Origin of the sequence: Uliginosibacterium flavum (genome assembly GCF_040566545.1) — a bacterium.
GTDB lineage: Bacteria > Pseudomonadota > Gammaproteobacteria > Burkholderiales > Rhodocyclaceae > Uliginosibacterium > Uliginosibacterium flavum.
Genome location: NZ_JBEWZI010000022.1, coordinates 17,275 through 30,791 on the forward strand (window position 1 = coordinate 17,275; position 13,517 = coordinate 30,791).

General features: G+C 63.1%; 12 protein-coding genes. 3 read left to right on the forward strand and 9 right to left on the reverse strand.

Annotated elements, in window-relative coordinates; genetic code table 11:
• Window positions 1–50: 50 nt before the first annotated feature.
• Together glyS and glyQ are read right to left on the reverse strand one after the other, a co-directional pair.
• Window positions 51–2,153: a glycine--tRNA ligase subunit beta gene (gene glyS, locus ABXR19_RS16490; protein ID WP_354602246.1), complete on the reverse strand. Its 2,103-nt coding sequence runs from the start codon at window positions 2,151–2,153 to the stop codon at window positions 51–53.
• Between the two features lie 2 nt (window positions 2,154–2,155).
• A complete protein-coding gene (gene glyQ / locus ABXR19_RS16495) occupies window positions 2,156–3,121 on the reverse strand; it encodes a glycine--tRNA ligase subunit alpha (RefSeq protein ID WP_354602247.1) in 966 nt (321 codons plus the stop codon).
• Window positions 3,122–3,250: 129 nt separating this feature from the next.
• On the opposite strand from glyQ, the gene ABXR19_RS16500 reads away from it, so the two are divergent.
• Window positions 3,251–4,165 carry a hypothetical protein gene (locus ABXR19_RS16500; RefSeq protein ID WP_354602248.1) on the forward strand — a complete coding sequence of 305 codons (915 nt, stop codon included), beginning with the start codon at window positions 3,251–3,253 and terminating at the stop codon, window positions 4,163–4,165.
• 88 nt (window positions 4,166–4,253) lie between these two features.
• On the opposite strand, the gene lnt is transcribed toward ABXR19_RS16500, so the two are convergent.
• The 4 genes from lnt to ABXR19_RS16520 all read right to left on the reverse strand — a co-directional run bounded on the left by lnt (window position 4,254) and on the right by ABXR19_RS16520 (window position 8,388).
• Window positions 4,254–5,717: an apolipoprotein N-acyltransferase gene (lnt, locus tag ABXR19_RS16505; RefSeq protein ID WP_354602249.1), complete on the reverse strand. Its 1,464-nt coding sequence runs from the start codon at window positions 5,715–5,717 to the stop codon at window positions 4,254–4,256.
• Between the two features lie 137 nt (window positions 5,718–5,854).
• Entirely contained in the window at window positions 5,855–6,076 is a 222-nt protein-coding gene (locus ABXR19_RS16510; RefSeq protein WP_354602250.1) for an RNA-binding S4 domain-containing protein, read from the reverse strand.
• Window positions 6,073–6,975 carry an aldose 1-epimerase gene (locus ABXR19_RS16515; RefSeq protein WP_354602251.1) on the reverse strand — a complete coding sequence of 301 codons (903 nt, stop codon included), beginning with the start codon at window positions 6,973–6,975 and terminating at the stop codon, window positions 6,073–6,075. Before ABXR19_RS16515 ends, ABXR19_RS16510 begins: the two co-directional genes overlap by 4 nt.
• 216 nt (window positions 6,976–7,191) lie before the next feature.
• Entirely contained in the window at window positions 7,192–8,388 is a 1,197-nt protein-coding gene (locus tag ABXR19_RS16520; RefSeq protein ID WP_354602252.1) for an NnrS family protein, read from the reverse strand.
• A gap of 193 nt (window positions 8,389–8,581) precedes the next feature.
• On the opposite strand from ABXR19_RS16520, the gene ABXR19_RS16525 reads away from it, so the two are divergent.
• Window positions 8,582–9,079 carry a glycine zipper 2TM domain-containing protein gene (locus ABXR19_RS16525; RefSeq protein ID WP_354602253.1) on the forward strand — a complete coding sequence of 166 codons (498 nt, stop codon included), beginning with the start codon at window positions 8,582–8,584 and terminating at the stop codon, window positions 9,077–9,079.
• A 56-nt stretch (window positions 9,080–9,135) separates the two neighbouring features.
• Here ABXR19_RS16525 and ABXR19_RS16530 read toward each other — a convergent pair whose 3' ends face one another.
• The 3 genes from ABXR19_RS16530 to ABXR19_RS16540 form a co-directional block, all read right to left on the reverse strand.
• Window positions 9,136–9,441, reverse strand: coding sequence for a high-potential iron-sulfur protein (locus ABXR19_RS16530; RefSeq protein WP_354602254.1), 306 nt, complete (start codon window positions 9,439–9,441; stop codon window positions 9,136–9,138).
• A gap of 219 nt (window positions 9,442–9,660) precedes the next feature.
• Window positions 9,661–11,274 carry an NAD(P)-binding protein gene (locus ABXR19_RS16535; protein WP_354602255.1) on the reverse strand — a complete coding sequence of 538 codons (1,614 nt, stop codon included), beginning with the start codon at window positions 11,272–11,274 and terminating at the stop codon, window positions 9,661–9,663.
• Window positions 11,275–11,479: 205 nt separating this feature from the next.
• Window positions 11,480–13,015, reverse strand: coding sequence for a polyamine aminopropyltransferase (locus ABXR19_RS16540; protein ID WP_354602256.1), 1,536 nt, complete (start codon window positions 13,013–13,015; stop codon window positions 11,480–11,482).
• 63 nt (window positions 13,016–13,078) lie between these two features.
• Between ABXR19_RS16540 and ABXR19_RS16545 the strand changes: the two genes are divergently transcribed.
• On the forward strand, window positions 13,079–13,471 hold the full coding sequence (locus ABXR19_RS16545) for a DUF350 domain-containing protein (protein WP_354602257.1): 393 nt from the start codon (window positions 13,079–13,081) through the stop codon (window positions 13,469–13,471).
• Window positions 13,472–13,517: the final 46 nt, after the last annotated feature.

The window sequence follows — 13,517 nt, forward strand, 5'->3', positions numbered from 1 at the left end:
GAGTTAAAAGTCAGGAGTGGGAATGGTTTTGCAGCTCACGCCCCACCGCTTCAAGCAGACAGGCGTGACAGATCCGCGACGCGATTCATCAGGCCATACAGCTGATTGAGCAGGGCCTGACGATTGGCGCGCAGCGCGGCGTCTTCGGCATTGACCATCACCCCGTCGAAGAAGGCATCCACTGGCGTGCGCAAGGCGGCCAGCGCCTGAAGCGAAGCCGTGTAGTCACCTGCCTCGAAAGCCGCATCCGCCCTCGGTTTCAGAGCAGCCATGCTGGAGAACAAGGCGCGCTCTGCCTCTTCAGCCAACAGCTCCTGACGCACCTCGTTCGGCACTGCGCCCTCGATTTTCTTCAGGATATTCCCGACTCGCTTGTTGGCCGCGGCCAGTGCGGCAGCCTCCGGTAGCGCAGCAAAAGCCTTCACGGCCGCGAGGCGCTTGGCCACGTCGCCCAGATACTGCGGGCGCAGGGCCAGCACGGCGTCGATTTCCTGTGCCGAATAGCCTTGCTCGCGCAGGTTGCCGGCAAGGCGATCGAAGATGAAGTCGCCTAATGCCGACGAGGCATCGGTGATCAAGGCAGCAAAAGGCGCCGCGGCGTCCTTGAGCAAAGCTTCAAGGGTCAGCGGCAGATCGCGCTCGATCAGCATGCGGATCACGCCCAAGGCATGGCGACGCAGCGCGAAGGGATCCTTATCACCGGTCGGCAGCTGACCAATGCCGAACATGCCCACGAGGGTTTCGAGCTTGTCGGCCAGCGCCACCACCACGCCGATGTCATTGCGTGGCAGTGCGTCGCCGGCAAAGCGCGGCTTGTAGTGATCTTCGATGGCCTCGGCCATGCGCTCGCTCAGGCCGTCATGCTTGGCGTAATAGCCGCCCATGATGCCCTGCAGCTCGGGGAATTCACCGACCATGTCAGTCAACAGATCGGCCTTGGCCAGTTGCGCTGCCTGATCGGCCTGCTGCACATCGGTGCCCAGCTTGGCCGCGATACCGCGCGCAATCGCGCGCACGCGCTCGCTGCGTTCGCCCTGCGTGCCCAGCTTGTTGTGATACACCACCTTGTCCAGCCCGGCGACACGCACGGCCAGGGTCTTCTTGCGGTCCTGATCGAAGAAGAACTTGGCGTCGGCCAGACGCGGACGCACCACGCGCTCGTTGCCCTCAATCACGGCGCTCGCATCCTCCGGACAGATGTTGGAGACGATCAGGAACTGGTTGCTGAGTTTGCCATTGGCATCGAGTAGCGGGAAGTACTTCTGATTGGCCTTCATCGTCAGGATCAGGCATTCCTGCGGCACGGCGAGGAATTCGGTTTCGAACTGCCCGACCAGCACGTTCGGACGCTCGACCAGACCGGTCACTTCATCCAGCAAGGCTTCGTCGTCAATCGCCCTCACGCCGCCACCGATTTTCTCGGCTGCAGCCTCCAGCTGCCGCACGATCTCGGCGCGGCGCTCGGCAAAACTGGCGATCACGGCGCCATCGCTGGCGAGTTGCTCGGCGTAGCTGTCGGCATCGCGGATCACCACCGGACTGATGGCGGCTTCGAAGCGGTGCCCCAGGGTTTCACGACCCGAAGTCAGGCCCAGCACGGTAAGCTCAATGACTTCCGAACCATGCAGCGCGATCAGCTTGTGCGCCGGGCGCACGAAGCTCACCGTACTCCAGCCATCGGCCAGCTGATAACCCATGACCTTGGGAATCGGCAGTTTGGCAATGGTCTCATCGAGGGCTTTTTGCAGACCGACACTCAGCGACACGCCGGTTTGCACGCTGTCAAAAAACAGGGCTTCGGCCTTGCCATCGGGCTGACGCTTCAGCCCGGCGACGGCACGGGCATCCGCACCCAGTGCGGCGAGGCGCTTCAACAGGGCCGGCGTGGCATTTCCATCGGCATCCAGACCGACCGCGACCGGCATCAACTTTTGCGACACGGCTTTGTCAGCGGCCTGCGGCGCCACATTGGCGATCTGCACGGCCAGACGGCGCGGCGTGGCAAACGCGGTCACGAGCGCGTCGGCAGCGGCCAGACCTTGGGCCTTGAGGCTGTCGGCGAGCAGGGTGGAGAAGGCTTCACCCAGACGCTTGAGGGCCTTGGGCGGCAGCTCTTCGACGAACAATTCAACGAGAAGGTTCTTCTTGATCATGCTCAGGCCACCTTCTTTGCTTTGTTTGCTTCAGTTGCTGCCAGTACCGCGAGCACTTCATCGGCTCGCTCCTTCTGCGCCATCGGGAAGCCCAGACGCGCGCGACTTTCCAGATAGCTCTGCGCCACGGCCCGCGCCAGATTGCGGATGCGGCCGATGTAGGCGGCGCGTTCGGTGACGCTGATGGCGCCGCGTGCGTCGAGCAGATTGAAAGTGTGGCCGGCCTTGAGCAATTGCTCGTAGGCGGGCAGCGCCAGTTGAGCTTCCATCAACAGCTTGGACTGTTTCTCGTGCGCGCCAAAAGCACCGAGCAGGAAATCCACGTCGCTGTGCTCGAAGTTGTAGGCGCTCTGCTCCTGCTCGTTCTGCAGATAAACGTCGCCATAGCTCAGGCCCGGCGTCCACTCGAGGTTATAGACGCTATCCACGCCCTGCAGATACATGGCCAGGCGTTCCAGGCCGTAGGTAATCTCCCCGGTGATCGGCTTGCACTCGATGCCACCGACCTGCTGGAAATAGGTGAACTGCGTGACTTCCATGCCATTCAGCCAGACTTCCCAGCCCAGGCCCCAGCAGCCGAGGGTGGGATTTTCCCAGTCATCCTCGACGAAACGCACGTCGTTCTTTTTGAGGTCGAAACCGAGCGCTTCGAGCGAGCCCAGATACAACTCCAGAATGTTGTCCGGTGCAGGTTTCAGCACGACCTGATACTGATAGTAGTGCTGCAGGCGATTCGGATTTTCGCCGTAGCGGCCATCCTTGGGGCGGCGCGAAGGCTGCACATAGGCGGCCTTCCAGGGCTCCGGGCCGATGGCGCGCAGGAAGGTGGCGGTGTGGCTGGTGCCGGCGCCGACTTCCATGTCGTAAGGTTGCAGCAGGGCGCAGCCTTGGGCGCTCCAGTAGGCCTGGAGGCGGAGGATGATTTCCTGAAAACTCGGTTTTGCGATCATATCGGGTGGGGCGGCCATCACGGGCCGGGCCAGCGCTAAGCGGAAAGAGGGGGATTTTACAGGCAAGCGAGGCCGTACGGGCGGGCAGGCTACCCGGCAAGCGAGTAGCCTGCCTATAATTTCGCATATGCGTCCCTTGAGGCCCTGATGATGAAACTCGCCCGCTTCTGCCTCGCCTTGCTGCTGCCCATCGTCAACGCCCTCCCCGCGCAGGGCGCTGAGCCGATGAGTTTCATCCACCCGCCGCCCGAAAACATCAGCGACCAACGCCACACGTATTACTGGGAAATCCTCGAAGCCGCCCTGCTCGCCAACAAAGGCAAGTACGGTGATTACAAGGTGGTGTCCTATGGCACCCCGATGAATTTCCAGCGCGGCGTGGCCGAGGTCGAGGCGGGCGACAAAGGCCTGGTCAATATCGTGGCGCGGGCCACCAATCTGGATCTGGAGGCGCGCCTGCGCGCCATCCCGATTCCACTGGACAAGGGGTTGCTCGGTTACCGCCTGTTCCTGATCATGCCGAAGACCCAGGCCCGACTGGACACCGTCAAGACGCTGGATGAGCTGAAACAGTTTTCGATTGGTCAGGCTTCCCCCTGGACCGACGTGAAGATTCTGCGTGCCAACGATTTCAACGTGGTCATCGGCGACAACTATGACGGCCTGTTCGGCATGCTGGGCATCAATCGCTTCGACCTGTTTTCGCGCGGCGTGAACGAAATTTACCCGGAATGGCTGGCCCACAAGGATCTGGTGCCTGGCCTCATGATCGAGAAAGGGCTGGTGCTGGCCTATCCGATGCCGCGTTACTTCTTTGTGCCGCGTACCCCGACAGGCGAGCGCATGGCCGAACGCATCGAGGATGGCCTGCGACGCATAGCCAAGTCCGGTGAGTTCGAGCGTCGCTATAAAATCTACAAGAAGCTGGTGCTGAGCGACGTAAGCCTGAGTGGGCGCCGCGTCTTCCGCTTGAGCAATCCGCAGCTTTCCGACAAGGCGCCACCGCTCAGCGACAAATTCTGGTGGGACGATCTGAGCGCGGAGCTGGCGCCGAAGAAATAGTAACTCGCGAGTCGCAAGTCGCAAGTCGAAAAAGCCAACCCACCCGCGACTCCACGACTTGCGACTTGCGACTTGCGACTCGCGATATTCAACGCCGCCGCTGCCGCCCCAGCGCCCACACCAGGATCAGCGCGCAGGCGATTTTCACTGGCCAGTCACCCACCCAGATGAAGGGCGTGCGGCCTTGATAGCCGCGCACCTCAGCCACTACCGCGCCTTGCGTGAACGGCGCCAGCACCTTGTCGACCGAGCCATCCGGCATCACGATGCCGGTCATGCCGGTGTTGGTGGAACGCAGTTGCGGGCGGCCGGACTCCAGCGCGCGCATGCGCGACATCTGCAGGTGCTGCGGCTGGGCGTGCGAATCGCCGTACCAGGCCAGATTCGACACATTCAGCATCAGCGTGGCCTCGGGCAAGGCGCGGCGTAATTCCTCGCCGAACACATCTTCGTAGCAGATATTCATGGCGATTTTCTGCCCCGCCATGAGTAACAAAGGCTGGTGAGCGCCGCCGGACGTCTGATCGGCCATCGGGATACTGGCCAGCTTGAAGAACCAGCCGAAGCCCCAGGGCTGATACTCGCCGAAGGGCACCAGATGATTCTTGCTGTAACGCTGGCTGGGGCTCACGCCGCGCGTCACCGAACTATTGAAAATGTGGCCTTCCGCATCGCGCGTGAACATGCCCAGCACCGCATCGCCCCCTGCCGCGCGTGCCTGCGCTTCAATTGCCTCCATATAGCCTTGCGGCAGCTGGTCCTCCAGCATCGGCAGACTGCTTTCCGGCAACACACTGATCTGCGCCGGATATTGGCGCAGCAGGTCAAGATTCTCCTGCAGGTGCTCCATCATCAGTTCCGGGCGCCACTTCTGGTCCTGCGCCACATTCGTCTGGATCAGTGCGACACGCACCGGCGCCCCCACCGGCTGCGTCCATGCCACGAAACTCAGGCCAAAGCCGGACACGCACAGCAGCACGCTCAGCAACAAGGCACGCCGCCGCGCATGCGAATTCATCCAGGCTTCGACCAGCATGGCGGCAAGCAGCAACAGCAGGAAGCCCACGCCATACACGCCCAGCACTGGCGCCCAGCCGGCCAGCGGGCTCGGCGGCGTCTGCGTGTAACCGATGGCCAACCAGGGGAAACTCGGGAACAACTGCCCGCGCAGCAGCTCGGCGCCGATCCAGCACGCGGCAGCCAACAAAACCCGCAGCCCCCACACGCGGCTGCGCAGGCGCACAAACACCGCTGCGGCCAAGGCCGGATACAAGGCCAGGCCCGCGCTGAAGAGCAGAATCAGAAATACCGACAAGGGCGCCGACATGCCACCGAAACGGTTCAGCGCCACCACCAGCCAGCACAGGCCCGCGAACATCGCCCCGATACCCCACAGCCAGCCAAGCACAAAGCCCCGGCCGGGGCGCACGGATTCTTCACGCAGCAAGACATACAAGAACATCCAGCTCAAAGGCATGAGCCAGAACTGGCCGAAAGGCGCGTAGGCCAGCACGCTCAGGGCACCGGCCAGCAGGGCGATCAGGAAAGGCATGAGGGTTCGTCCGCAGAAGATCGGGCGATTCTACGCGGGCTTGGTTAAAGAAGTGCTGAGCACTAAGCGCCTGGAAAGATTTTGATTTGCCAGCGCGGGTTCAATGGCAGAAGGACAAGACCCGCGCGGCGCTCCGCTCAGCTGCCAGCGCTGACCCGGATTTCTTCGCCGTGCACGCGCACCACATCGCCGACCCGCATCTTGCGGGTCTTGCGCAATTCCACCTCGCCATTCACTTCGACTTCGCCGCAGGCCACCATCATTTTGGCGATGCCGCCGGACGGGGCGATGGTCAGCAGCTTGAGCAGGCTATCGAGGGTGATGAATTCGCGCGTCAGTTCAAAGTTATGCAAGCTCATGATGTGATTCTGGAAAGGGTTTGGCGCACTTCCAGCGCCATGCTCTGGCCTTGTTCGAGCAGGCGCAGGCCGGGCAGGCCGGGACGGGCATGGGCGCCGGTAAGATGGGTCACGGGTTCGTAGCAAAACCATTCGCCATGCGCCGGGCGATACAGGATAGCGCTATCCAGACCTGTCGGCTCGGTTGTGTGCCAGTCCAGACGCAGATCGATATCCGGGCGCTCCATGCGCATGCGCCCGTCGCAACCATGGAAATTATGGTCGATGTTGCCCTGCCCGATCTCGCGCAGATGGTTGAAATCCCAGTCCGCCGGCAAAGCCGCGTAGTGGTCGGCGGGCACGCCCTTGTCACCCGGCCAGTAGCCCGCAGCGCCAAAGCGCAGTTTCACATCCGGGCCGGCCGGATTACGCAGGATATAAGGGTGAAAACCCAGGCCATAGGGCATGCGCACTGCGCCCAGATGAGTCACTTCCAGCCGCATCAGCAAGCTGTTGCCCTCCAGCCAGTACAACTGCCGCGCCCGATAATGCCAGGGAGCGCCGTCGGCATGCCGGGACTCCAGCTGCATTTCGACATGACTGGCGCTCTGGTCGAACACTGACCAAGCATGCATCCAGGCCGTGCCATGCATCGGCAGGCCCTCATCCGGCCGGTTCGAGGCCACCGGGTAGAACTTGCCGTCGACCTCGAAACCATGACCGATCAGCCGATTGGACCAGGGCAGCAAGGGGAAATTGGCGACCGTGCGCCGCTGCGGATTCGGTGCGTAAGAACGCCAGATCGGACACCAGCGATCCTCGCGCCGCACCTCCCAGAAGGCCGCGCTGCCGCCCAATTCGGGCAGCAAGCCGACGCGCTGCTCTGCGTTTTCAAGGGTAATCAGGGGGCCGGGGTTCATTGCGGTGATAACAATTACAAGTTGTCTGACATTTTCACCGAAAACCGTGTTCCCGAAGGGGTAAAGGCGGGTTTAGTTGTCGGTAGAAACAATCATTCACAAACACTAAGCCTCACCAGACTACGGCCGAAGACCTGCACGCACATTGGCTCTACAGCATGCATGCCCGTAGAGCCAAGCAGGGAGCGGCTCTTCGGGCAGCCCTTGCCTGACAGCTTAGCCCTCCTGCCCGTCCACCCTCGGCTGCCACAGCATCGGCGCATAGCGCCACAGATACAGCGCAAAGCACAAGGCCCAGACCGTCGCCGACAGATGCAGGCCCGGCATGTAGGCCGCCGGCCAGCACAAGGCGGGCAGCACGCGCGCCAGCAAGGCCACTTGCAGCAGCACATAGCACGCTGTTTCGATGCCGCCGGCCTTGAGCAGCCGGCCGGTGTGGCCCAACGTGGTGCGCGTGATCATGCCCAGAATCAGGCCACTGATCAGGCCCACGGTCAGCACATGCACCGCCACCTTGGCATCAACCCAGCCAAGCGTACTGGCCGCCAGAACCAGTAGCGCAACAATCAGCCAGCCGTGCGACACATGCATGATCCACAGTAGCGGCACGCGCCAGGTCGGCAGCGGCCGCCAGCCCCAGCAACGCAGCGCCTGCGCCAGCCCCGCCAGCAAGGCCAGCGGGCCGAGCAGCGCCGCCGGGCCTTCACAGGCCCACAGCAACAGGCTCGCCACGGTCGCCGCAATCGCCAGCTGATCGACGCGCGCATGCTTCCATGGAACCGTTTTCAGCGCATTCGCCGTGAAGCTGGGCACGATGCGTCCGGCGATCACGGTGCATAGCACGGCAATCAGCGCAATCGCCAGATGCAGGCCGAGCAGTGGCGACACCGCCAGCCAGCCCTGCGCAGCGCCATGTGCCAGCGCATTGGCCAATGTCAGCGCCGCCAGAATCACCAGCGCAAAGTAATTCCGCCGACTGCCCGCACGCACCAGTACGCGGCCCAGCATGAAGCCCGCCACCGGCAGGAAGGCCAGATCCAGCACCGCCGCCAGCCAGGGCGGCGCAATCAGCAACCCAATCCGCCCGGCCAGCCACAAGCCGGCCAGCGCCGCCAAAGGCTTGCCAGTCGGCGTCGCCAGCCCGGTCCAGTTCTTGGCGGCAGTGAACAGAAAACCGACGATCACCGCACACGCGAAACCGAAGATCATTTCATGGCCGTGCCACAGCAGCGTCGGCATGGCGGGCTGCAGCCCGACGGCCCCCGCCAGCATCAGCACCCACAGCGGCACCAGCAGCAAAGCCAGCGTTGCGGCGAACAGATAAAACGGGCGAAAACCCAAAGCAAACAGGGAAAAGCCGCGCGGCGGCACGACGGGCTTGCGGCGGGGTTCGGTAAGCGGGATGACGGCCATTTTTGGCTCCTGTTGGCGGGGAGGCTGAATTGTCCGGGTGACGCTTGAATCCTGCCTTATCACGCGTCAAGCCGGAAATCCGGCGCCAACGTAAAGCCGGATCGACCAAGCGTAACAGTTTGTAAGCCTCGTCCTCGCGGCAAGTCTCGCTCCGTTAGTAGACGCGGAGGCCCGAATTTCAACGGAGATGATCATGAACACACAGTTTCGCCCTGCCCTTGCCCTGATCACCCTGCTGGCGCTGCCCGGCGCACAGGCGGCAGATTTCACCGACCACGCCCGCGTGCTGGATGTCGTACCGCGTGTGCAGCAAGTCAACGAGCCGCGCGAGGAGTGCCATACCGAATACCGCCGGATCGAAAGCCGCGAACGCGGCCCCAATGCCGGAGCCCTGATTGGTGGCGTTGCCGGCGCCATCCTCGGTCATCAGGTCGGCCGGGGTGGCGGGCGCGACGCGGCAACCGCCGTGGGCGCGATCACCGGCGCCATCGTCGGCAACCAGATCGGTAGCCGCGAGCGCGAAATCGGCGAGCGCCCGGAACGCATCTGCCGCCTGGTGGATAACTGGGTCAGCCGCACGGATAGCTATGATGTGCGCTACGAATATCAGGGCCACGAATACAGCGCGGTGCTGCCCTACGATCCCGGCCGCCGCCTGCGTCTGCATGTGAGCATCACGCCGGACGAGTAAACGAAAAAACGGCCTGCCAGAGGTGGCAGGCCGTTTCTGATTTCAGGCTGCGAAGATCAGGCCTTCTTGACCCAGGCCGAGCACCAGCCCTTGCCGACAACCAGACGTGCGCCCAAAGCTGCGCAAGTGCCTTCGGTCGCGCCCTTGGCGGCGTAGAAATTACAGTTCGCGCAGGTGCTGCCCTTCACGAACTGCTTGAACTTGGCGGTATCAACCTTGCTGGCATCTTCCTTGTAACCAAGCGCCTTGCCGGTAGGGTCGGCTTCGGTGACTTTGGCCTGGGCAGCGGCATTACGACTGGCCATCAGGCCTAAAGCGAGTGCGGGTGCAGCGATCAGAATGGAACGGCGACGGCTATCCATGGGTTTCTCCTGTGGGGTTTTGAAAAGCTATACAGCACGCGAAGGATCAACCCTGCCTCGCGCGGCGTCAAGCAGGAGCCTGTCGGGCTTGAGCAATCGAGGCGAGCCGAGTGGGGGAGAGAGGACAGTTTTTCACGATTTCGAGGCGCATAGCGGGCCTATGCAACGAGAAATCGGGGAAAAATGGACCGATCTTCCCGCTGGCGCAGCCGATTAGTCTCAAGTCCGGCAGGCTCCTAAAATGCGTCGTGCAGCCTGCTCACCCCACCAGGCTGCCTCTTCGAACACTGACAGGCCGGACAAATCCGCATGCGCAAACTGAATGCGCCGATCTGCCGCACGCAGCGCCGCAATCCCCGGGCGGGCCAGAAAACCCGGCGTGGGCGTGGCCATGGCGTGGCCGCGCACGGTTATGTCGACCTGCTGCGCATGCCGCGCAAAGCCGCGCCCATAGGCACTCTTCAGGTCGCTCTGGGCCAGCGCCAGCAACTCGTCCGGCCGCGCATTCGTCAGCCAGGCACGCATCGCCTGCGGCGGCATATTGTCCAGCGCGTGGTAGGCCGTGAACACCGTCTGCGCCGGCTTGGCCTGCCGAATCCATTGATGGGTGGCGACGATCCAGCCCAGACCCTTGCCGCCATACACCACGTTGTCCCAAGCCAGCGGTTGAAGCGGATCGGTCTCGTCCGGGAAACGATTCAACAGGAAGTTGCTGACCAGCCAGCTGGCACTGGCCGGCAGATCGCGCGCCTTGTCGAAGCCGAAATCGGCGAGATTCTCGACCACATGCGCTGCGACATGCAGCGGCATCGCCACGATCACGCGTTTGGCGTGCAAGGTGAAGGCTTCGTTTTTAGCCGCATCGAAACACAGCACCTCCACACCCGCTTTATGTTCGCGCACGCGCAGGGCCATGCCCTCGACGCCGCGCTCGGCGCCGATACGCGTGCGTAAGCCCTGCGCCAGTGACTGCAGGCCGTCCGGCCAGGTCAGCACCGCACCGTCCTCGGCATTCGCCGCGTGCCCGCCGCGGCTGGCAAAGTAATGCAGGCCGGCCCAGGCCGACACCTGTTCGATCCCAGCGCCGTAATCATCGCGACAGCAATAGTCCACGTACCAGCGCAAGGGCGCGGCGGTGAAACCCTGCCGGCTCAGCCAGACCGCGAAGGTTTCAGCGGCCAGCGCGGTGAAGGCCGGATCGGCCGAAGACAGTGCCAGCGGGATGACGAAAGCGCGCCGGCCATCCTTGCCCCGCGCTTCGCGCAGCCGGGCAATCTCGGCGAAGAAACGCTGAATCTGGCCCTGATCCGCCGTACTCACGCCTTGCTGCGGCACCAGGCCCTCCTGCCAGACGCCATCGATAAACAGGCGTTCATCCGGCGCATGTACCAGCGCGCGCTCGTCGTACTCCGGGCGCAGGCTATGCGGATCACCGCGCAACACGCCGAATTCCGCCAGCATCTCGCGCACATGCGTCGATTCCATCGAGGGCAGCGGCAGATAGTGCGCGCCGGTCGGGCAGGCAATCCCGCCCGCTACGCTGCCGGCTGCGTTGCCAAAAGGCTCTGGCCCGCCGAGCAGGCAGAAGTCCTTGAAGCCCGCTTGCGCCAGACGCCAGCCCGCGAACAGGCCCGCCACGCCACTCCCCAGAATCGCCACTTCGACCGTCCGCTCGCGCGTCGGATTCGGGGTGGGCAAACGGTCGCGCAGACGATGACCCAGCACCATGCCGGGCATGTGAATGTTCAGCGGCGGCGCTTGCCAGGGCAGGCGCTCGGAACAGCCAGCGAGGCTGGCCGTAGCGGCAAGTTTCAGGAAGTCACGGCGTTTCATTTGACGCAAGTCGCGAGTCGTAAGTCGCGAGTCGCTTGCCCGAAGAGCCGCGCAGAGCGGGCTTCTTCGGGCATGCATGCTGAAGACGAAGACTGGGCGCGGCTTTTCAGGCCGGCATGCCGAAAAACCCTTCTGGACCAAGGCCCGCAAGTGGATGGCGGCCCCTTGCGACTTGCGACTTGCGACTCGCGACTCGCGAAGAACATCATCGAATCACCCGATGCCAGTCTTCCTCGAAGTAGCGCACCAGCGCCTGATTATTGAGGCGGTTCGGCTCGACTTCGATGCGCTGCATGTCGGCCGGGAAACGGAACATGTCACGCGTGGCTGTGCCATCCAGCCAGCGCAGCGGCATCGGGTAGGCCGTGGGTGGCCGGTAGCGGCCGTTGCGATCCGCGATCACGAAACCCCACTCGCCAAAAGACGGCACGTAGGCGTGATACGGAAAGGTCTTGAAACCCGCCGCCTCCAGCGTGGTAACCACGCACCAGTAGGCGTGCGGGGCGAAATAGGGCGAGGTGGATTGCACCACCAGCAGGCCGTTTTCGGACAGATGCTCGCGCACCAGACGGTAGAAGGGCTCGGAGTAGAGTTTGCCGAGGCCGTAGTTATTGGGATCGGGCAGGTCGATGATGATCGCGTCAAACGCGGTACCGGCGGTTTCCAGCCACTGGCCGGCATCGGCGTTGATGATGCTCAGACGCGGATCTTTGAGCGAGCCTTGGTTCAGCGCAACCAGTGATCCGGAATGGGCAAACAGCTGGGTCATGGCCGGATCCAGATCGACCAGGGTGATCGCCTCCACGCTCGGGTACTTGAGGATTTCGCGGATCGCCAGACCATCGCCGCCGCCCAGCACCAGCACACGTTTCAGGACCGGCAGCGTGGCCAGCGCGGGATGCACCAGGGCCTCGTGATAACGATGCTCGTCGCGACTGGAAAACTGCAGATTGCCATTGATGTACAGGCGCAGATCATCCTTCCACTTGGTCACGACCAGCCGCTGGTAGGGCGAGGTTTCGGCGTGCACGATCTCGTCGCCGAAAATGCTGCGCTCATTCCACTGAGTGATCCGCTCGGAGAAAGCGAAGCCCGCGACCAGCAGGCCCAGAACGACGCTCGCGCGCAAGCTCAAGGCGCGTCGCCGGGGCAGATCCAAGCGGAACGCGCGGATCGCCAGCAGCGCCACGCCGGCATTGGCGATGCCGAACAGGAAGGCCGTGCGCGCCAGCCCCAGATGCGGCGCCAGCACGATGGGAAAGAGCAGCGACACGAACAGCGCGCCCATGTAATCGAAGGTCAGCACGCGGCTGACGATCTCGCTGAACTCGGCCTTGCGCTCATTCAGCAGACGCATCACCAGCGGAATTTCCATGCCGACCAGCACCCCCAGCGCAAACACCAGCGCGTACAGCACGCTGCGGAAAGGCGCGGCCATCCACGCAAACAACACGAACAGCAGGGTCGCCGAAGCCCCGCCAATCAGCCCGACCAGCAGCTCGATGTCGATGAAGCGGGCGAGCAGGTCCTCGTCCTTGATGTATTTCGACAGATGCGAGCCCACGCCCATCGCAAACAGGTAGCAGCCGATGATCGAGGAGAACTGCAGCACCGAATCGCCGAGCAGGTAACTGGCCAGCGCCGCGGCCACCAGTTCGTAGGCCAGGCCACAGGAGGCGACGATGAAAACGGAGAGGATCAGCAGGCGGTCTGGCCGCCGGGCGCTCGAAGGGGAAGGCATGCTGGCATCGTGAAAGCAGGTCAGGCATTATGCGTGCAAGCTGCAATCCAAGGGAGTCCCGGCATGAACATCGACATGATTTACGGCTATCTGCTGCACCTGCTGACCGGCTTCGCGCTGGTCGGCGTCTTCGTACTGATCTACCTGCGGCTCACCCCCTTCGACGAAATCGCCCTGATCTGCAAGGGCTGCGTGGCCCCGGCCCTGTCCTTCGGTGGCACCCTGATCGGTTTCACCTGGACGGTGGCCTCCGGCATCGTCCACATCCCCGGCTACCTGCCTTTTCTGGCCTGGGCCGCGGCGGCCATGGCCATCCAGCTCATCGCCTTCCTGATTTTGGATCGCGTGCTGCCGAACATCAAAGAAGCGCTCGAATCCAACAACGTCGCGATGGGCGCGCTGATCGGTTCGATCTCGCTGTCGATTGGCTTGATTAACGGCGCGTGTTTGTCCTGAGCCTGTCGGCATGAACGCGCCCCGTAGGTGCGACTTCAGTCGCACG

Coding starts and splice junctions, on each gene's coding strand:
- glyS (WP_354602246.1), bottom strand. CDS start 2,153: ATGATCAAGAAGAACCTTCTCGTTGAATTGTTCGTCGAAGAGCTGCCG.
- glyQ (WP_354602247.1), bottom strand. CDS start 3,121: ATGGCCGCCCCACCCGATATGATCGCAAAACCGAGTTTTCAGGAAATC.
- ABXR19_RS16500 (WP_354602248.1), top strand. CDS start 3,251: ATGATGAAACTCGCCCGCTTCTGCCTCGCCTTGCTGCTGCCCATCGTC.
- lnt (WP_354602249.1), bottom strand. CDS start 5,717: ATGCCTTTCCTGATCGCCCTGCTGGCCGGTGCCCTGAGCGTGCTGGCC.
- ABXR19_RS16510 (WP_354602250.1), bottom strand. CDS start 6,076: ATGAGCTTGCATAACTTTGAACTGACGCGCGAATTCATCACCCTCGAT.
- ABXR19_RS16515 (WP_354602251.1), bottom strand. CDS start 6,975: ATGAACCCCGGCCCCCTGATTACCCTTGAAAACGCAGAGCAGCGCGTC.
- ABXR19_RS16520 (WP_354602252.1), bottom strand. CDS start 8,388: ATGGCCGTCATCCCGCTTACCGAACCCCGCCGCAAGCCCGTCGTGCCG.
- ABXR19_RS16525 (WP_354602253.1), top strand. CDS start 8,582: ATGAACACACAGTTTCGCCCTGCCCTTGCCCTGATCACCCTGCTGGCG.
- ABXR19_RS16530 (WP_354602254.1), bottom strand. CDS start 9,441: ATGGATAGCCGTCGCCGTTCCATTCTGATCGCTGCACCCGCACTCGCT.
- ABXR19_RS16535 (WP_354602255.1), bottom strand. CDS start 11,274: ATGAAACGCCGTGACTTCCTGAAACTTGCCGCTACGGCCAGCCTCGCT.
- ABXR19_RS16540 (WP_354602256.1), bottom strand. CDS start 13,015: ATGCCTTCCCCTTCGAGCGCCCGGCGGCCAGACCGCCTGCTGATCCTC.
- ABXR19_RS16545 (WP_354602257.1), top strand. CDS start 13,079: ATGAACATCGACATGATTTACGGCTATCTGCTGCACCTGCTGACCGGC.